Origin of the sequence: Streptomyces sp. DH-12 (genome assembly GCF_002899455.1) — a bacterium.
Lineage (GTDB): Bacteria > Actinomycetota > Actinomycetes > Streptomycetales > Streptomycetaceae > Streptomyces.
On record NZ_PPFB01000001.1, the window covers coordinates 419,842 to 441,576 of the forward strand.

Here is a 21,735-nt window from a genome sequence, read left to right on the forward strand (position 1 = left end):
GTGCAAGACGACCACCTTCGTGGCCTGCCGCTGACCCCTGGACAGTCGGGCATGTGGTTCGGCCAGCAACTGGCCCCGGACAGCCGCGCCTACAACCTCGGCATCTACGTCGACATCGCCGGCCCGCTCGACGTCGCGCTGCTGGCCGAGGCCACGCGCCGCTTCCTGGACGAGGCCGAGGGGTTCCGCGTCCGGATCCGGGAGCACGAGGGCGAACTGCGCCAGTGGGCCGAGCCGGACGACGCGTGGGAGCAGCTCTTCGTCGACGTGTCCGCCGAGGCCGACCCCGAGGCCGCCGCGCACCGCTGGATGACGGCCGACATGGCGCGCCCGCGCCGTGTCGGCCACCCCCCGAACCTCACCAGCGCGGTGATCCGCGTCGCCGAGCAGCGCCACTGGTGGTACTCCGGCGTCCACCATGTGATCAGCGACGGGGCCGGCGCCGGTATCGCCGTGCGGCGCGCCGCGGCCATCTACACCGCTCTCCTGGAAGGGCGCGATCCCGCGGAGGGGGCGTTGCGCCCGTTCCGTGAACTGCTGGACGAGCAGACGGCCTACCGGGCCTCGGACGACTTCCGCGCCGACCGGGCGTACTGGCGGGAGCGGATGGCCGGCCGGCCCGCGCCGGCCGCTCTCGTGGAACGTTCGGCGCCGCCCTGCGCCCCGGCGCACCGGCGCACCGCGTACCTGAGCGGGGAGGCCGAGTCGGGGATGCGGGCGGTCGCGCGGGCCGCCCGGTCGAGCTGGCCGGCCGCCTTCGTCGCGGGCGCCGCCGCCTACCTGCACCGGATGACCGGGGCGGACGACCTGGTGCTGGGCTTCCCGGTCACCGCGCGCACCGGGTCCGCCTCGGACGCCGTCCCCGGCATGGTGTCCAACGTGGTCCCGCTGCGCCTGAGGGTGGACCCCGGCCTGACCTACGGCGAGCTGACCGCCCGGGTCGCGGCCGAGATGAAGGACGCGGTACGGCATCAGCGCTACCCGGAGGCGGACCTCGCCCGCGACCTCGGCCTCTCCGCGGGCGGCCGGCTCTACGGGCCGGTCGTCAACGTCATGCCGTTCGGCCAGGACTTCTCCTTCGGCGGCCTTCCCGGGTCCCTGCACAGCCTGGCCGTCGGGCCGGTGGCCGACCTGTCGATCGCCAGCTACGGCGGACGCCCGGGACAGCGCGGCGCCATCAAGGTCGTCGTCGACGGCAACCCCGCCCTGTACTCGGACGGTGAACTGGCCGGACACCACGGGCGGTTCCTGCGGCTGCTGGAACGGCTCACCAAGGGGGACGACGCCGCCGCGCGGCCCATCGGCCACGGTGACCTGCTCGACGAGGACGAGCGGCGGCGGGTGCTGGGCGACTGGTCCGGTCCCGGGAACGCCGGCGGCCGCGCCGTTCCCGCTCCCGCTCCCGCACCGGTGAGCGATCCGGCGGGCGATCCGTGGCAGCTGGTCGCGGCCCAGGCGGCCCGGACGCCGGACGCCGTCGCGGTCACCGCCGGCCCGGAAACCCTGACCTACCGCGAACTGGTCGCCCGGGCGACCCGTCTGGCCGGCGTCCTGGCCGGTCACGGGGTGGGTCCGGAGGACCGCGTGGCGCTGGCGCTGCCGCGTTCGGCGGACCTGGTGGCCGGTGTGCTGGCCGTCCTGCGATCCGGCGCCGCCTATCTGCCGCTGGACCTGTCGCATCCGGCCGAACGGCTGGAGCTCATGGTGGCCGAGGCCCGCCCGGCCGTCGTCCTGACGACGGCCGCACTGGCCGAGCGGGCGCCGAGCGGCCCGCGACGCGTCCTGACCGACGGGCGGCAACGGCCCCAGGAGCCGCAGGGCGTGCTCCCCGCCGCGGTGCACGGATCGGCCGCCGCGTACGTCATCTTCACCTCGGGGTCCACGGGGCGGCCCAAGGGCGTCGTCGTCCCCCGGTCGGGCCTCGGCAACCTGCTGCTGGACATGGCCGGGCGGGCCGGACTGGGCCCGGGTGACCGCCTGCTCGCCGTGACCACGCTGGGCTTCGACATCGCCAACCTGGAACTGCTCGCGCCCCTGGTGGCCGGGGCCGCCGTGGTGGTGGCCGGGGCCGACGAGGTACGCGACCCCGCACGGCTGCGGCACCTGCTGGCGGCCGAGCGGGTGTCGGTGATGCAGGCGACGCCGAGCCTCTGGCAGGCGGTGGCCGCCGAGGTCGCACCCGTCCTCGGCGGTGTCCGCGTCCTGGTCGGCGGTGAGGCGCTGCCGGCCGCGCTGGCCCGTGAACTCCTCGCGTCCGCCGCGTCGGTGACCAACGTCTACGGCCCCACGGAGACGACGGTCTGGTCGACCGCGGCGGAGCTGTCGCCCGAGGACTCCGACGCCGCAGCATCGGCGCCGGCCACCATCGGACGGCCGATCACCGGCACGGCGGTGTACGTCCTCGACCGGTCCCTGCAGCCCGTACCGCCCGGCGTGGTGGGCGAGTTGTACATCGCCGGCGCCGGACTGGCACGCGGGTACGCGCAGCGGCCCGGCCTGACCGCCGAACGCTTCGTGGCCGACCCCTTCGGTGCGCCCGGCACCCGGATGTACCGCACCGGCGACCTCGCACACTGGACACCGGACGGCCGGCTGGTCTGCACGGGCCGGGCGGACCAGCAGGTCAAGGTGCGCGGGTTCCGCATCGAGCCGGGCGAGATCGAGGCCGTGCTGGCGGAACAGCCGGGCGTGGCCCGCGCCGCGGTCGTGCTCCGCGAGGACACGCCGGGCCGGCGGCAGCTGACCGCGTACTTCGTCCCGGGTGCGCAGCCCGTGGCAGGCGACCGGGAGCTGGCCGAGGCGCTGGCCCGGCACCTGCCCCCGTACATGGTGCCCGCGGCCTTCGTGGCCCTCCCGCAGCTGCCCCTGACGGCGAACGGCAAGCTCGACCGGGCCGCGCTGCCCGCCCCGGCGGCGACCGCCGCCGACGCCGGCCGGGCGCCCCGGAACGCGGTCGAGGAGACCCTCTGCCGGCTCTGCGCCGACCTGCTCGACACGCCGTCCGGCGTGAGCATCGACGACGACTTCTTCGCCCTCGGCGGCGACAGCGTCTCGGTGATGCGCCTGGTCGCCGCCGCACGCCGCGAAGGGCTGGCCCTCACCCTGCGCGACGTGTTCGAGCACCCGACCGTGGCGGACCTGTCCGCCGTCGCGGTTCCGCAGGGCAGCGGCACGGGTCACGCGGCCCCCGCGCAGGACGCCGTCCCGTCCGCTTTCGACGAGGACGACCTCGGGCGCCTGCGGGCCCGCTATCCGTCCTTCTCGGACGTCCTGCCCCTCTCCCCCGTACAACAGGGTCTGCTGTTCCAGTCCCTGCACGATGCGCAGAACGCCGGGGACGACGACTACACCGTGCAGCTCGGCTTCACGGTCGAGGGTCCGCTGGACGGGACCCGGCTGCGCGGTGCCTGGCAGGCCCTGCTGCGCCGGCACCCCGTGCTGCGCTCGGCGTTCGTCGCCGACACCGCCGACGCGCCGGCGCAGGTGGTGCTCGACGACGTCGAACTCCCCTGGCGCGAGGTGGACCTCACCGGGCCGCCGACGGCCGCCGGCCCCCGGGAACAGGACCGGCGGCTGCGGCAGGTGGCCGCCGGGGAACGGGCCGGACGCTTCGACCTGGCGCGTCCCCCGCTGCTGCGCGTCGCCCTGGTACGGCTCGCCCCCGAACGGCACGCCGTGCTCTTCACCCACCACCACATGCTGCTCGACGGCTGGTCGCTGCCCCTGCTGGGCCGTGAGCTGTTCGCCCTCTACCACGGTGAGCCCCTGCCGCCGGCGGCCCCGCCGCGCACGTACCTGTCCTGGCTCGAGCGGCAGGACCGTGACGCGGCCCGCGCCGCGTGGCGCGCCGAGCTCGACGGACTGGACTCGCCGACGCTCCTCGTGCCGGACGCCGCGGCGGAGGCGGAGCCGTCCCAGGGCCGCCACACCGTCGACCTGCCCACCGGCGCCACCGACGCCCTGCGGGACCTGGCCGCCGCGCACGGGCTCACCCTCAACACCGTCGTCCAGGGCGCGTGGGCACTCCTCCTCGCCGGGCTGACCGGGCGCGACGACGTCGTGTTCGGCACCACGGTCGCCAGCCGTCCGGCCGAGGTGGACGGGGCCGAGTCGATGGTCGGCCTGTTCGTCGACACCGTTCCCGTGCGCGTACGGCTGCGTCCGGCGGACGACCTGCGGGACATGCTGCGCGGGATGCAGCGCCGGCAGTCGCGCCGCGCGGCCGCCGCACACCTGGGCCTGCCGGACATCACCCGGCTCACCGGCCTGGACCGGCTCTTCGACACCGTACTGACCTTCGAGAACTTCCCCGTCGACCCGGCCACCTTCCGGCCGGGTCCCGGCCTCGCCGTCACCGACCCGCACGTCCACGCGGGCACCCACTATCCGCTGACGCTGCTGGTGGTGCCGGAGGACGCCGGGCTCAGCCTGCGGTTCGGCTACCGCACCGGCGTCTTCACGCCCGACGGCATCACCCGCGTCGGCGCACGGCTGGTGCGGCTGCTGGAGGCACTGGCCGCCGACCCCGCCCGCACCGTCGGCGCCGTCGACGTGCTCCTCCCGGAGGAGCGGCGGCAGGTGCTGGTCGAGTGGAACGACACCGCCGTGCCGGTGCCGCCCGTGTCGGTGCCCGAGCTGGTCGCGGCGCAGGCGGCGGCGACGCCCGACGCGACCGCCGTGGTGTACGCGGACGGCGGGGCCGGTGGCGAGGAGTTGACGTACGCCCGGTTCGACGCCCGGGTGGCGGCGCTCGCGGCACGGCTGCGCGAGCGGGGCGTGGCGCCCGAGACCCGGGTCGCCGTCGCCCTGCCGCGCTCGGCGGACCTGCTCGTCGCCGTGCACGCCGTGCTGCGCGCGGGCGGCGTATACGTGCCGGTGGACCCGGAGCTGCCGGCGGAGCGGATCGGACTGCTGCTGGACGACGCGGCCCCGGCCTGCACCCTCACCACGCGCGACCTCGCCGAGCGGTTCCCCCGCCTCGACGGCCCGGACACCGTCCTCCTCGGCGCCGACGCCCCCGTCGGCGCCGGCGCCGCCCGCACCGCTCCGGTCCCCGTGGCACCCGGCTCGGCCGCGTACATGATCTTCACCTCGGGCTCGACCGGCCGCCCGAAGAGCGTCGTCGTCTCCCACGAGGCCATCGCCAACCGGGTGCTGGGCATGCAGCGGGAGTTCGCGCTGACCGCCGACGACCGGGTGCTGCACAAGACACCCGTCGGGTTCGACGTGTCCGTGTGGGAGCTGCTCTGGCCGCTGACCACGGGCGCCGCGGTGGTCGTGGCACGCCCCGGCGGGCACCGCGATCCGCACTACCTGGCGGGCGCCGTCGGGGACCACGGGGTGACGACGGCGCACTTCGTGCCGTCGATGCTCCGCGTGTTCCTCGACTCCGTCGACGGGCCCGCCGCGGCCGGGTTCCGGCTGCGGCGCGTGATCTGCAGCGGCGAGGCACTCCCGGCCGACCTCGCCGACGCGTCCCTCGCCCTCCTCGGCGTCCCGCTGTTCAACCTGTACGGGCCCACCGAGGCGGCCATCGACGTCACACGGTGGCAGTGCCTCCCCGCGTGGACGGGCCCGGTGCCCATCGGCGCCCCGGTGGACAACACCCGCGTGTACGTGCTCGACGCGGCGCTCCGGCCGGTCGCCCCGGGTGTGGCGGGCGAGTTGTACCTGGCGGGACGCCAGCTCGCCCGCGGCTACCCGGCCCGGCCCGGCACGACCGCGCTCCGTTTCGTCGCCGACCCCTTCGGCCCCGCGGGCAGCCGGATGTACCGCACCGGCGACCTGGCGCGGTGGCGCGGTGACGGCACGCTGGAGTACCTGGGCCGTACCGACCACCAGGTCAAGATCCGCGGAGTGCGGGTCGAACCCGGCGAGATCGAGGCGGTGCTCGGCACGCACCCGGCGGTGGGCCGGGCCGTGGTGACCGTGCGGGAGGAGGAGCCGGGCCGCAGGCAGCTCACCGCCTATGTCGTGCCGGACGTCCGAGGGCGCTCCGCGTCCGCGCCCGGGTCCGCCACGTCCGAGCAGGTGCGGGAGTGGCAGGCCGTCTGGGAGTCCGCCTACGCGCCCGGCCGGGCCCCGGGCACGCCCGGCACACCGGGCGGGGGAGACCTCACCGCCGCCTTCGGTGAGGACTTCTCCACCTGGGACAGCAGCTACGACGGCCGGCCCCTCCCGCTCGAGGAGATGAGCCGCTGGCGGGACGCGACCGTCGAGCGGATCCGCGCGCTGCGTCCCGTGCGCCTGCTGGAGATCGGCGTCGGCGCGGGCCTGCTGCTGTCGCGGCTCGCCGGGGACACCGAGGCCTATTGGGCCACCGACTTCTCCGCCGCGGTGATCGACACCCTGCGCGACCGGATGCCGGACCACCTCGCCGGCCGGGTGACCCTGCGGCACCGGGCGGCGGACGACACCGAGGGCCTGCCCGCCGGGTACTTCGACACCGTCGTCCTCAACTCGGTGATCCAGTACTTCCCGGACGCCGACTACCTGGACCGGGTGATCGACGCCGTCACGCCGCTGCTGGCGCCCGGCGGCCGGATCTTCGTCGGTGACGTACGGGACCTGCGGGCCGCCCGCGTGTTCGAGACGGAGAAGCACCTCGTCCGCCTCGCTCCGGGCCGGCACACCAGTACGGCGGCGCTGCGCCGCTCCATCGGCCGGGCCCTGCTGAACGAGAACGAACTCCTCGTCGACCCCGCCTGGTTCACCGCGCGGACCGGCGCGGGCACCCCCTTCACCGCCTCGGACGTCCAGGTGAAGCGGGGCCGTTACCGCAACGAACTCAGCCGCTACCGCTACGACGTCGTCCTGCACACGGCCCCGGCGGCGTCTCCGGCCGGTCCCCCCGAGGCCGGTGACGAAACACCTCCGGACGGGCTGCGGCACGTCCTGTCCACGGCCCGCCCGGCGTGGCTGCGGCTGTCGGGCGTCCCCGACGAACGCACCGCCCGGCAGGCCCTGGCGGCCCGCCGGCTGGACGAGGGAACCGAACCGGCCCTCGCCGCGCGCCTCCTGGCGGACGACGTCCCCGTGCCCGGCGCGGTGGACCCCGAGGACCTGTACGCCCTCGCCGAGGAACTCGGCTACCGCGTCGCCGTCGCGCCGTCGGTCACCGGCCCCGGCGCGGTCGACGCGGTCTTCCGGCGCGCGGACGCGTCGGACGCCGGGTCCGCCGGATCCGGTGAAGTGCTGTGCGTCTGTCGCCCCGCACCGGAGTCCGTCACGGCCCCGGCACGGCTCACCAATGAGCCGGGACTCGCACGCGACCTCGCCGCGCTCCCGGCCGCACTGCGCGCCCTCGCCGAACGCACCCTGCCCGAGGCCCTCGTGCCCGCGGCCTTCGTGGTGCTGGCGGAACTGCCGCTCACCGCGAACGGCAAGCTCGACCGTGCCGCCCTCCCGGCGCCCGACTTCGCGGCCGCACCGGACAGCCGGGCACCGCGCGACGCGACCGAGCGGGCCCTGTGCGCCGCCTTCGCCGAGCTGCTGGGCCTTCCGCACGTGGGCATCGACGACAGCTTCTTCGCGCTGGGCGGCGACAGCGTGCTGGCCATGCGGCTGGTGGGCGCCGCACGCCGGGCGGGCGTCGTCCTGGCCGTCCGTGACGTCTTCGCGCACCCCACCGTCGCCGCGCTCGCCGGCGTGGCACGGGCCGCGGACCCGGCGGAGCCGCGGGGCGAGGCCCGCGAGGAGGACCTGGTGCCCGTACCCGCGCCGGTACGGGAGCGGCTGACCGCCCCGTACCCGGGCCCGGCGGAGATCCTGCCCCTCACACCGCTGCAGGAGGGCCTGCTCTTCGAGTCCCTGGCCGCCGCGCGCACCCCGTCGGCGGCGGGTGAGGACGGCCCGGACCGGGCGGACGACTACACCGTCCAGCTGGCGCTCACGCTCGACGGTCCCCTCGACCCGGCCCGGCTGCGTGCCGCCTGGGCCCGGGTGCTGGCCCGGCACGACAGCCTGCGCGCCGCCTTCGTGCACGACGCGGACGCGGGCCTCGTGCAGGTCGTCCCCGCCGCGGTGGACCTGCCCTGGCGGGAGACGGACCTGTCCGCGGCCGGTGAGGCGGAGCGGGAGTCCCGCCTCACCGTGCTGCGGGCCCGGGAACGGACGGCCCCGTTCGACCCGGCCCGGCCGCCGCTGCTGCGGGTGGCGCTGGCCCGGCTGGCCCCGCACCGGCACACGATGATCGTGACCTACCACCACCTCCTGCTCGACGGCTGGTCGCAGCCGCTGCTGCTGAACGAGCTGCTGACCGCCTACGCGGAGCCGGCCCCGCTGCCCCCGGCGCCCCAGTTCCGGCGGTACCTGGCCTGGCTCGCCCGGCAGGACAAGGACGCCGCCCGGCAGGCGTGGCGGCAAGCGCTCGACGGCGCCGAGCCCACCCTCGTGGTGCCGGTGACCGGCAGCCGGACGGACGGCCACGTGGCCGGCGCACCCGGACACGAGGTCGTCGAACGGCTGCTGCCCCCGGACCTCACCGCCCGCCTGGCCGCGCACTGCCGCCGCCACGACCTGACCCCGGCCACCCTGGTGCAGGGCGTGTGGGCCACCTTGATCGGCGCGCTGACGGGCCGCGACGACGTCGTCCTCGACGCGCCCAGCGCCGGCCGTCCGGCCGACGTCGAGGACGTGGAGTCCGTCATCGGTCTGTTCCTCAGCACCGTCCCGGTGCGGGTCCGCCTCGATCCGGCGCGGCCGGCGGCCGCCGTCCTGCGCCGGCTGCAGGAGGAGCAGTCCCGTCTCGCCGCCCACCAGCACCTCGGGCTGCCGGAGATCCAGCGGCAGACCGACGCCGCCTCGGCGCTCGCCGACACGATGGTGGTGTTCCTCAACTTCCCGCTGGAACCGGACGCGTTCCGGCCGGCGGACGGCGTCCGTGTCTCCGCCGTGGACGGCGGCGTGGCCACGAGCTACCCGCTGCGCCTCCTGGCCGCCCCCGGCGAACGGATGCACCTCACCCTCGGCTACCACACCTCCGTCTACGACCGGGAGGCCGCCCACGCGCTGATGGACCGGCTGGTGCGGCTCTTCGAGGAGTTCGGCGAGGGCTTCGACCGGCCCGCCGGACACGCCGGGATCCTCACCCCGCGCGAACGCGGCCGCCTGCTGACCGCATGGCAGGGGGCACCGGACGGGGACGAGGCCACGGCGGCCGGCACCGTCACCGGCGTTCTCCGCGACCGGACGGCCACCGGCTCCGGCACGCCCGCGGTCCTCTTCGGCGACGAGCGGCTCACCCGCCGGGAGCTGCGTGCCCGCGCGAACCGCCTGGCCCGCCTGCTCGTCGCCCGGGGCGCCCGCCCCGAGCGGACCGTGGCCGTCGCGGTGCCCCGCTCCCCGGAGCTGGTGGTGGCCCTGCTCGCGGTCGTCGAGTCCGGCGCGGCGTACCTCCCGGTGGACCCGGGCTACCCGGCGGACCGTATCGCGCACATGCTCGCCGACGCCCGGCCGGTGACGGTGCTGACCACCACCGAGGCGTCGGCATCGCTGCCCGAGGACGCCCGCGGCACCGCCGTCCTGCTCGACGACCCGGCCACCGGACGCGCGCTGTCCGCCCTGCCGGACGACGACCTCACCGACGACGGGAGCGCCGAACCGCCGACGCCCGCCCACCCGGCCTACGTCATCCACACCTCGGGCTCCACCGGCAGGCCCAAGGCGGTGGTGGTGCCGCACCGCGGGGTCGCCGCCTACCTGCCGTACCTGACGTCCGGCGTCGCCGGGCTCGGCCCCGAGGACGTCGTGCTCAACCTGGCGTCCGTGTCCTTCGACCCCTCGGTGCGTGACATCCTCGGCACCCTGGCGGCCGGCGGATGCGTGGTCATGGTGCCGCCCGACGAGGCGAACGACGCACGCGCCCTCGTCCGCGCCCTGCGCCGCCACCGGGTCACCGCGCTGCTGTCCGTCGTACCGTCCCTGCTGACCGCCCTGAACGAGGAGGCGGACCGGCTGCCCGCCGGCGAGCGCCCCTCCCTGCGGCTGGTGATGACGTGCGGCGAAGCGCTCACCGAGGGTCACCTTCAGCGGGTGGCCGCTCTCGGGGCCCCGCTGGTGGTCAACCAGTACGGGCCCACCGAGGCCACCATGAGCAGCACCTTCCAGGCGGTGGACGAGCCGGGCGCGCTGCGGTCCGGCGGCCGCTTCCTGATCGGCCGCCCCCGCCCGGGCGTCCGCGCCTACGTCCTGGACCACCGCCTGCGCCTGGTCCCGGCCGGCACTCCGGGCGAGCTCTACCTGGCGGGACCCGGCGTCACCCGCGGCTACGCGGGCCGCCCCGGCCCGACCGCCGAGCGTTTCCTCGCCGACCCGTACGGCGGGCCCGGCACCCGCATGTACCGCACCGGCGACCTGGCCCGCTGGACCGCGGACGGCCGCCTGGACCACCTCGGCCGCGCCGACCACCAGGTCAAGCTGCGCGGCCACCGCGTCGAACTCGGCGAGATCGAGGCGGTTCTGGAGGGGCACGGGGCGGTCGCCCGCGCCGTCGCGGACGTGCGCCGGGACACCCCGGAAGGCGACCCCCGGCTGGTCGCCTACGTCCTCCCGGAGTCCGGTGAGCCCACTGGTCCCGGTGAGTCCGGGGAGTCCGGCAGCGCCCCGGCCCCGGCCGAGCTGCGCCGCCACGCCGCGGCCCGGCTGCCCGGGTACATGGTGCCCGCCGCGTTCGTCGTCCTGGACCGGCTGCCGCTGACCCCCAACGGCAAGGTGGACCGCCGCGCCCTGCCCGCCCCCACCGACGGTTCCGCGGCGTACGGCGGTCGCGAGGCGCGCACACCGCTCGAGGAAGTGCTGTGCGGGCTGTACGCGCGGCTCCTCGGCACCGGCCGACGCGTCGGCATCGACGACGGCTTCTTCGAACTGGGCGGACACTCGCTGCTCGCCACCCGCCTCGTCGCCCACCTGCGCAACGCGCTCGGCGTCGATCTCCCCGTCCGCGCCGTCTTCGAGGCCCCCACGGTCGCGGAGCTCGCCGAACACGTCGCCGCCGCCACCGGCGCCCCGGCCCGGCCCCGCCCCACCGCCGTGGCCCGGCCGGACGACGTCCCGCTGTCCCCCGCCCAGCGCCGCCTGTGGTTCCTGCACCAGCTCGCGCAGGGGACCACGGACGCCTACCACATGCGGGTGGTGCTGCGGCTGCGCGGCCGTCTCGACGTCCCCGCGCTGCGCGCCGCGCTCACCGACCTGACGGACCGCCACGAAGTGCTGCGCACGGTCTTCCCCGACGCCGAGGGCCTTCCTCGCCAGGAGATCCTGGACACCGGCGCCGAGCGGGCCCGCCCGGTCCTGGAGACCGGCCGGGTCGCCGAGGCGGATCTGGCCGCCGCGCTGGAGCGGACCGTGCGGCGGCCCTTCGACCTCGCCTCCGACATCCCGCTGCGGGCGACCCTGTTCGAGCTGGGTGAGGACGACCACGTCCTCGCGCTGGTGCTGCACCACATCGCCGCCGACGGCTGGTCGTTCGGACCGCTGGCCGCCGATCTGTCCGCCGCGTACCGGAGCCGTACGACGGGGCGGGCTCCCGACCGGACGCCCCTGCCCGTCCAGTACGCCGACTACAGCCTCTGGCAGCACGAGCTGCTGGCGGACGACGGCGCGGACGGTGTGACGGCCCGGCAACTGGCCTACTGGCGCCAGCAGCTCGCCCACCTGCCGGACCGCATCGACCTGCCCGTGGACCCCCGCGCCGCCGCGTCCGGTGACACCGCCGGTGCCGCGCCCGGCGGCTCGTACGCCTTCCGTCTCCCCGCGCCGCTCCACGCCCGCCTGGCGGAGCTGGCCCGCGAGCACTCCGCCACCGTCTTCATGACGCTCCAGGCGTCCCTCGCCGCCCTGCTGACCCGCCTCGGCTCGGGGACGGACATCCCGTTCGGCACGGCCGTGGCCGGACGCGGCGACGAGGTGCTGGAGGACCTCGTCGGGTGCTTCGTCAACACGCTCGTCCTGCGCACCGACACCGGCGGCGACCCGGACTTCCGGGAACTGCTGCGGCGGGTGCGGGAGACCGACCTCACCGCCTACGCCCACCAGGACGTGCCCTTCGAGCGGCTCGTCGACCACCTGGGCGTGGCCCGCTCGGCGGACCGCAACCCGCTGTTCCAGGTGATGCTGGCCGCCCAGCCCGAACTCACCCGCGACGCCGTCGCACTCCCGGGCCTGGACACCGAGCTGATGCGCGTCGGCGCCACCACCGCCCGCTTCGAGCTCTCCTTCAACATGGCCGAACGCCGCACCCCCGAGGGCGCCCCGGACGGGATCGACGGCCGCGTCGAGTACCGCGCGGACCTCTTCACCCCCGCGGCCGTACGGCTGCTCACCCAGCGCTGGACCCGGCTGCTGGAGTCGTTCGCCGACGACCCCGGCCTCACCGTGTCCCGCGCCGCCACCACCGCCGACGACGAACGCCGGCAGGTCCTCACCGACTGGAACGACACCACCATGGACGTCCCGTCCACCACGATCCCCGGACTCCTCGCCGACCGCGTCGCGCGCACCCCGCACGCCGAGGCCGTCGTCTGCGGCGCCGACCGGCTCACCTACGCGCAGCTCGACACCCGCGTCGACGCCCTCGCCCGCCGCCTGCGCGCGGCCGGGGCCGGGCCGGAGCGCCGCGTCGCCGTACTCGTCCCGCGCTCGGCGGGCCTGCCCGTGGCCCTGCACGCGGTCCTGCGCACCGGTGCCGCGTACGTGCCGGTGGACCCCGACCTCCCGGCGGAGCGCGTCGCCCTGCTGCTCGCCGACACCGACCCGGTGTGCGTGGTGACCACGGACGGGACGCGCGGCCTGCTGTCCGCCGCCGTGCGGGTCCCGGTGCTGCTCCTCGACGGGACGGCGCCCGCGTCCCCGGCGGCCGCGTTCCCGGCGCCCCACCCCGACAGCACCGCCTACGTCATCCACACCTCCGGCTCGACCGGTCGCCCCAAGGGCGTCGCCGTCCCTCACCGGGCCGTCGTCAACCGCCTGTTCGGCATGCAGGAGCAGTACGGACTCCGGTCCGACGACCGGGTGCTGCACAAGGCGTCCGCCGGCTTCGACGTCTCCGTGTGGGAGCTCTTCTGGCCGGTCCTCGCCGGCGCCGCCGTGGTCGTCGCCGAGCCCGACGCGCACCGCGACCCCGCCCGCCTCGCCGAGCTGATCCGGGACGGGGCCGTCACCACCGCGCACTTCGTGCCGACCGTCCTGCGTGCCTTCCTCGACCGGCCGGGCGCCGCCGAGTGCACCGGCCTGCGCCGGGTGTTCTCGGGCGGCGAGGCCCTGCCCGCCGACCTCGTACGGCGCTTCCACAGCACCCTCGGCGCGTCGGGTGTGACCCTGTTCAACCAGTACGGTCCCACCGAGGCCACCATCGACGTCACCTGGTGGCGCTGCCCGGCCGACCCGGAGGGCCCGCCGCCGCTCGGCCGTCCGGTCGGCAACACCCGCCTGTACGTCCTCGACGCGGCCCTCCAGCCCGTACCGCCGGGCGCCTCGGGCGAGCTGTGGATCGCCGGTGCCCAGCTGGCCCGCGGTTACCTCGGCCGTCCCGGCGCCACGGCGGAGAGCTTCGTCGCCGACCCCTTCGGCCCGCCCGGCTCCCGGATGTACCGCACCGGCGACCTCGCCCGCTGGGCCGAGGACGGGGTGGTGGAGTACCTGGGCCGCGTCGACGACCAGGTCAAGGTGGGCGGCGTGCGCGTCGAACCGGGCGAGGCCGCGGCCGCGCTCGGCGAGCAGGACGGTGTGTCCGCGTCCGCGGTCGTGGCCCATGAGAATCCCGCGGGCGGCGGCAAGCGCCTGGTGGGGTACGTCGTGCCCGAGCCCGGCCGCACCCTGGACGGCGGACAGGTGCGCCGCCGGGCCGCCGACAGCCTGCCCGAGTACCTGGTCCCCGCCGAGGTCATGGTGCTCGACGCGCTCCCCGTCACACCCAACGGCAAGCTGGACCGCGCGGCTCTGCCCGTGCCCGACCCCGCCGGTCCGGCGGACGGAGGACGCGCGCCGCGCACCCCGGACGAGGAGACCCTCCGCCGCGTCTTCGCCGAGCTGCTCGGCGTCGACGCCCGGAACGTGGGCATGGACGACGGCTTCTTCGCGCTGGGCGGCGACAGCATCATGTCGATCCAGCTGGTCAGCCGGGCGCGGCGGGCCGGTCTGGTCCTCACCCCGCGCGACGTCTTCACCCACCAGACGGTGGCCGAGCTGGCGCGGGTCGGCAGGCGCGAGGACGACCGGCCGGCCGTGCGCGCCGAGGACGACGGGACCGGACCCGTCGAGCTCACCCCGATCGTCCACCGGCTGCGCGAGCGCCGCGGCCCCGTCGACGCCTTCCACCAGTCGGTGCTGCTCCAGGTCCCGGCGGGGCTGGGCGAGGAGCGGCTCACGGCGGCCGTGCAGGCGCTGCTCGACCACCACGACGCCCTGCGGCTGCGGCTGACCCGCACGGCGGGCGGACTGGTGTGGGCGCTGGAGGCGGGTGAGCGCGGGTCGGTGGACGCCGCCCGGTGCGTGCGCCGCGTGTCCCTGGCCGGTGCCGACGTGGCGCAGGAGGCGCGGGCGGCGGTGGCGCGGCTGGCGCCGGAGTCGGGCGTGATGGTGCAGGCGGTGTGGTTCGACGCGGGCACGGAGGCCCCGGGCCGGCTGCTGGTCGTGGCGCATCACCTGGCGGTGGACGGGGTGTCGTGGCGCATCCTGCTGCCGGACCTGCGGCAGGCCTGGGAGTCGGTGGCGGCCGGTGAGCCGGTCCGGCTCGATCCGGTGGGCACGTCGTTCCGGCGCTGGGCGGCCCTGCTCGGCGAGCGCGCGCAGGACCCGGCACTGCTGGAGGAACTGCCGTACTGGACCGACACGTTCGCGGCCCCGGAGCCGCCGTTGGGCGGCCGCCCGCTGAACCCCGTGCAGGACACGGTGGCCACGGCGCGGCAGTTCACGGTGACACTGCCGCGGGCGCGCACGGGCCCGCTGCTGTCGTCCGTCCCGGCCGCCCTCCACGGCGGCGTCAACGACGTCCTGCTGGGTGCGCTGGCCCTCGCCGTGCGCCAGTGGCGCGAGGTCCGTGGCGGCGGCGCCGAGGGCGGGGTGCTGATCGACCTGGAGGGCCACGGCCGCGACAGCGACCGTCCGGACGTGGACCTCTCCCGCACGGTGGGCTGGTTCACCCGCGTCCACCCCGTACGGCTCGACGTCACGGGCGACGACCCCGTGGGCGCCGCCAAGCAGGCCAAGGAACAGCTCGGCCGGGTGCCCGGCCAGGGCTCCGGCCACGGACTGCTGCGCTACCTCAACCCGCAGACGGCCCCGCTCCTGACGCACTGCGCCCGGCCGCAGATCGGCTTCAACTACCTGGGCCGCACGAGCACGTCGTCGCCGGCTTCGGAGAACGGCGACTGGACGGTGGCCGACGACGCGCACGGCCTCGGCGCCGGCACCGACCCGGCGACACCGCTGCTGCACGTGCTCGACGTCAACGCGGTCGCGGTCGACGGTGCGGACGGCCCGGTGCTGTCGGCGACGTTCGCGTGGGCGGGCGGGCTGCTGGACGAGGCGGAGGTGCGGGAGCTGGCCGAGCGGTGGCTGCGGGCGCTGGAGACCCTCGCGGACCCGGGCACGGACACCGGGACCGGCGGTCACACGCCGTCCGACTTCCCCCTGGTGCCGGCGCTCACCCAGGAGCAGGTCGAGGCCCTGGAGGCCGCCTACCCCGGCCTGGAGGACGTCCTGCCGCTCTCCCCGCTCCAGGAGGGCCTGCTCTTCCACGCCGTCTACGACGGCGGCGAGAGCGACGTCTACACCCCGCAGCTCTGCCTCGACCTCGAAGGGCCCCTCGACGCGGGCGCGCTCCGGGCCGCCTGCACGGCGCTGCTGGACCGGCACGCCAACCTGCGGGCCGCGTTCGTCCACGACGTCACGGAGACCCCGGTCCAGGTGATCGCCGGCGCTCCCGGACTCCCCTGGCTCACGGCCGACCTGAGCGCCCTGCCCGAGCCCGAGCAGGCCGCCGAGAGCGACCGGATCGCGGACGCGCAGCTCGCCGAGCGCTTCGACCCCGCGCGTCCGCCCCTGCTGCGGGCCGCGCTGCTCCGCCTCGGCGACAAGCACCACCGGCTCGTGCTGACGCACCACCACATCCTGCTGGACGGCTGGTCGGTGCCCGTCCTCGCCCGGGACCTGTTCGCCCTGTACGCGGCCGGGGGCGTGGCGGTCGCGCTGCCCCGGGTCGCCCCCTACGGCGCCTACCTGAGCTGGCTGGCCGCACAGGACCGCGACGCCGCGCGCACCGCCTGGGCCCAGGCCCTGGACGGGGTGGACGAGCCCACGCTCGCCGCGCCCGCCGCCCCCGACCGGACCGCGCCGGCCGCGCGCCCCGAACGGGTGCGCCCCGAGCTCCCGCCGGGCCTGGCCACCCGCCTCGTCACGTACGCCAGGTCCCGCGGGCTCACCGTCAACACGGTCCTCCAGGGCGCGTGGGCGCTGCTGCTGTCCCGGCTGACCGGCCGCGACGACGTGGTCTTCGGCACGACGGTCTCCGGCCGTCCGCCGGAGATACCCGGCATCGAGACCATGGCGGGCCTGTTCATCAACACCCTGCCCGTCAGGGCACGGCTCGACCAGGACCGGACCCTGGAGGACCTGCTGCGCGGCCTCCAGGACGAGCAGGCCGACCTGATGGCCCACCAGCACCTCGGACTGAGCGACATCCAGCGTCTCGCCGGGCTGCCCCGCCTGTTCGACTCGGCCATGGTCTACGAGAACTACCCGGTCGACGAGAGAGCCACGGCCCTCACCGGCACGTCCCTCGTCCTCACCCGCGCGGAGACCCGTGAGGCGGCCCACTACCAGCTCATGCTGCTCGCGGCACCGCACGAGCAGGGGGTGTCCCTGCGCATCGAGTACGCGCCCACCGCGTTCGGCGAGGAGGAGGCACGCGTGCTCGCCGACCGGTTCGTCCGGGTGCTGCGGACGTTCGTGGACGAGCCGCACCGGACCGCCGGCACCGTCGAGGTCCTCACGGCCGAGGAGCGGCACCGCGTCCTGACCGACTGGAACGACGTCGGCGCGGACTCGGTGAGACCCGCGACGAGCGTTGCCGAGGCGTTCGCCGCACAGGTGGCGCGTACACCGGAGGCCGTGGCCGTCCGCTGGGACGGCGGCGTGCGCACGTACCGCGAACTGGACGAGCGGGCGGACCGGCTCGCGGCGCGGCTGCTGTCCCTGGGCGTCGTCCCGGAGGAGCGGGTCGCGCTGCTGATGGAGCGCTCGCCGGACGTCGTGACGGCGGTCCTCGCCGTGCTCAAGGCCGGGGCGGCCTACGTGCCCCTCGCCCCCGACCTCCCCCCGGCCAGGCTGGACACGATGCTGCGGCAGACCGGGGCGTCGGTCGTCGTCACGGACGGCACCCACCGCGACACGGCACCCGCCCTGCTGCCTCGCGCCGACCACTTCGTCACGGTGGCCGACGAGGACCCGCGCCACCCTCCGGCCGCCGTGCGCCCCCACCCGGACAGCGCCGCCTACGTGATGTTCACCTCCGGCTCCACCGGCGAGCCGAAGGGCGTGGAGATCACCCACCGCGGTGTGGTGAGCCTGGCCGCCGACCGCCACTGGACGACCGCGTTCGACGCCGGGCGCCCCATCCGGGCGCTGCTGCACTCGCCGTACGGTTTCGACCCGTCCACCTGCGAGCTGTGGGTCCCGCTGCTGAACGGCGGGGAGATCGTGGTGGCCCCGCCCGGTGACCCGGACGTGGCGGCCATCGCGCGGGCGGTCGGCGAGCACGGTGTCACCCTGCTCCTGCTGACGGCCGGACTCTTCCGCGTGGTGGCCGAGGAGGACCCGGGCTGCCTCGCCGGCGTCCGCGAGGTGATGGTCGGCGGCGACGTCGTCACGGCCGCCACCGTGCGCCGGGTGCTGGAGCACTGCCCCCGGACCGTGGTCACCGACGCGTACGGCCCGACCGAGATCACCGTGTACGCCACCGCGCACACCATGGAGAACCGGGACGCGGTCCCGCCGGCCGTGCCGATCGGCCGCGCCCGCGACGGCATGCGCGCCTACGTGCTCGACGGCCGGCTGCGTCCGGTGCCGCCCGGCGCGCCCGGGGAGCTGTACATCGCCGGTGACGCGCTGGCCCGCGGCTACCTGAACCGGTTCGCGCAGACCGCGGAGCGCTTCGTCGCCGACCCGTTCGGACCGGCCAGCACCCGCATGTACCGCACCGGAGACCTGGTGCGCTGGACACCGGACGGAGTGCTGGACTTCCTCGGCCGCGCCGACCAGCAGGTGAAGATCCGCGGCTTCCGCATCGAACCCGGCGAGATCGAGGGCGCCCTGGGCGAACAGGACGGAGTCGCCGACGCCGTCGTCCTGGTGCACCAGGCACCCTCCGGCGCCAAACACCTCACCGGCTACGTCGTGCCCGAACCAGGCCGCGTCCCCGACACCGGCACGCTCCGGGCGGCCCTCGCCGAACGACTCCCGGACTACGCGCTCCCGGGCACCCTGCTCGTCCTGGACGAACTCCCCCTGACCCGGCACGGGAAGCTGGACCGGGCCGCCCTGCCGGTGCCGCGCCCGGAGGAGTCGGGCCGGGGCAGGGAGCCCCGCACGGAGCGGGAGGCACTGCTGTGCGGCCTGTTCGCGGACGTGCTGGGCGTCGAACGGGTCGGCGCGGACGACGGCTTCTTCGCCCTGGGCGGGGACAGCATCATGTCGATCCAGCTGGTCAGCCGGGCACGGCGGGCCGGTCTGGTGCTCACCCCGCGTGACGTCTTCGAGCGGCAGACACCCGCCGCCCTGGCACACGTGTGCCGTGACGCCGACGGTCCCCGCACCACGGCCGGGGACACGGCGCAGGACGACGGCACGGGTCCGGTGGAGCCGACTCCGGTGATGCGCTGGCTGCGGGAGTGGCGGGGCACCGTGGCGGGCTTCCAGCAGTCGGTGCTGCTCCGGGTCCCGGCGGGGCTGGGCGAGGAGCGGCTCACGGCGGCCGTGCAGGCACTGCTCGACCACCACGACGCGCTGCGGCTGAGGATTCCCGCGGACGCGGACGGGGCGCTGGAGGTGGGTGAGCGCGGGTCCGTGGACGCCGCCCGGTGCGTGCGCCGCGTGTCCCTGGCCGGTGCCGACGTGGCGCAGGAGGCGCGGGCGGCGGTGGCGCGGCTGGCGCCGGAGTCGGGCGTGATGGTGCAGGCGGTGTGGTTCGACGCGGGGCCGGAGGACTCCGGCCGGCTGCTGATCGTGGCGCACCACTTCGCGGTGGACGGGGTGTCGTGGCGCATCCTGCTGCCGGACCTGCGGCAGGCGTGGGAGGCGCTGGCGGCGGGTGAGCCGATCGAGCTCGAGCCGGTGGGCACGTCGTTCCGGCGCTGGGCGCGGCTGCTCACCGAGCGGGCGCAGGAGCCGGCGCTGCTGGCGGAACTCCCGTACTGGACGGACCTGGCGGGCGCCGACGAGCCTCCGCTCGGCCGTCGCCCGCTGGACCGGTCGCAGGACACCACCGCCACCGCCCGCCACCTGACGGTGACGCTGCCGGAAACCCGCACGGCACCGCTGCTGTCGTCCGTCCCGGCCGCCTTCCACGGCGGCGTCAACGACGTCCTGCTGGGCGCGCTGGCCCTCGCCGTGCGCCAGTGGCGCGCGGCGCGCGGCGCCGATGCCGCCGACGGAGTCCTGATCGACCTGGAGGGCCACGGCCGCGACGGCGACCGCGTCGGCGCGGACGTGGATCTCTCCCGTACCGTCGGCTGGTTCACCCGCGTCCACCCCGTACGACTCGACGTCACCGGCTCCGGGGACGACCCGGCGGACGCGGTGAAGCGGGTCAAGGAGCAGCTGCGGGCGGTCCCCGGCGACGGCTTCGGCCACGGCCTGCTGCGCCGCCTGAACACCGGCACCGCGGACGCCCTGGCCGCGCTCACCGAGCCCCAGATCGGCTTCAACTACCTGGGCCGTACGGTCTCCGTGTCGGCGTCCCCGGGGTCCTCGGCATCCCCGGGATCCGCGGCCGACTGGACGCCGCTCGACCGGCCGGGCGGCCTCGAGGGTCCGACGACGCCGCTGCCGCACGCGCTCGACATCAACGCCATCGCGAAGGAGGGCCCCGAGGGGCCGGTGCTGTCGGCGACGTTCGCGTGGGCGGGGAAGCTGCTCGACGAGGCGGAGGTGCGGGACCTGGCCGAGCGGTGGCTGCGGGCGCTGGAGACCCTCGCGGACACGGGCGCGGAGAACGGCGGCCACACGCCGTCCGACTTCCCCCTCGTACCGGCGCTCATCCAGGAGCAGGTCGAGGCCCTGGAGGCCGCCTACCCCGGCCTGGAGGACGTCCTGCCGCTCTCCCCGCTCCAGGAGGGCCTGCTCTTCCACGCCGTCTACGACCACGAGGGGACCGACGTCTACACCGCCCAGGTCGAACTCGATCTGGAAGGGCGGCTGGACGGGGCGACCCTGCGCGAGGCGTGGACGGCGCTGCTGCGCCGGCACGCCAACCTGCGGGCCGCGTTCGTACCCGACACGGCCGGCGTGCCCGTCCAGGTGGTCGTCCGCGACCCCGAACTGCCCTGGCGGACCGTCGACCTGCGCGCCCTGCCCGAGGCGGACGCGGAGGCGGAGGCCGGCCGGATGGCCGCCGAGGAGCGCGCACAGCGCCTCGACCCGGCGCAAGCACCGCTCATGCGCCTCACCCTCCTCCGCCTGGGAGACACCCGCCACCGCCTGGTGCTGACGAACCACCACATCCTGTTCGACGGCTGGTCGGTGCCCGTCCTGGCGAAGGAACTCTTCACCCTGTACGCCGGTGGCGCCGGCGCGGAACTGCCGCCGCCGACTCCCTACAGCGACTACCTCGCCTGGCTCGCCGCCCAGGACGGGCAGGCGGCCGAGCGGGCCTGGGCGGACGCGCTCGACGGGGTCGAGGAGCCGACCCTGCTGGTCCCGGACGCCCCGACCGATGTCGCCGGCGCACCCGGCGTGCCCGCGAGGATCGGCGCGGACCTCCCCGCGCCGGCCGTGACGGCGCTGCGCCGGCTGGCGCGCGACCGCGGCCTGACGGTCAACACCCTGGTGCAGGGCGCATGGGCGCTGCTGCTGTCCCGGCTGACCGGCCGCGACGACGTGGTCTTCGGCACGACGGTCTCCGGCCGTCCGCCGGAGATACCCGGCATCGAGACCATGGCGGGCCTGTTCATCAACACCCTCCCGGTCCGGGTCGTCCTCGATCCGGCCGAACGGCTGGCCGACCTCCTGCTGCGCGTCCAGGACGCCCAGTCGAAGCTGCTGGCCCACCAGCACGTCGGCCTGAGCCGCATCAACAGGCTGTCCGGCCTGCCGCGGCTCTTCGACAGCCTCGTCGTCTTCGAGAACTACCCGGTCGCCGAAGGGGCCGTCCCCTCCTCCGGCCTCACCGTCAGCGGGTCGAAGGTCCACGACGCGACCCACTACCCGGTGACCCTCGCCGCCGGACTCCGCGACGACGACCGGCTGTGGCTGCGGCTCCACTACATGCCGCACCTCCTCACCGAGGAGGCCGCGCACACGCTCACCGGACGGTTCCTCGCCCTGCTCCGGACGCTCGCCGACGACCCCGCCCGCCCGTCCGGCACCGTCGAGGTCCTCACGGCCGAGGAGCGGCACCGCGTCCTGACCGACTGGAACGACGTCGACGCGGACTCGGTGAGACCCGCGACGAGCGTGGTCGAGGCGTTCGCCGCACAGGTGGCGCGTACGCCGGAGGCCGTGGCCGTCCGCTGGGACGGCGGC

1 protein-coding gene (only partly in view) is annotated in these 21,735 nt (G+C 76.0%); it reads left to right on the forward strand.

Annotated features, from left to right (window positions below; translation table 11 throughout):
- On the forward strand, positions 1-21,735 hold the 5' portion of the coding sequence (locus C1708_RS01155) for a non-ribosomal peptide synthase/polyketide synthase (protein WP_133169039.1). The gene runs 7,194 nt beyond the window's last position; 21,735 of the gene's 28,929 nt are visible here — the first part of the coding sequence; the start codon lies at positions 1-3; its stop codon lies off the right edge, out of view.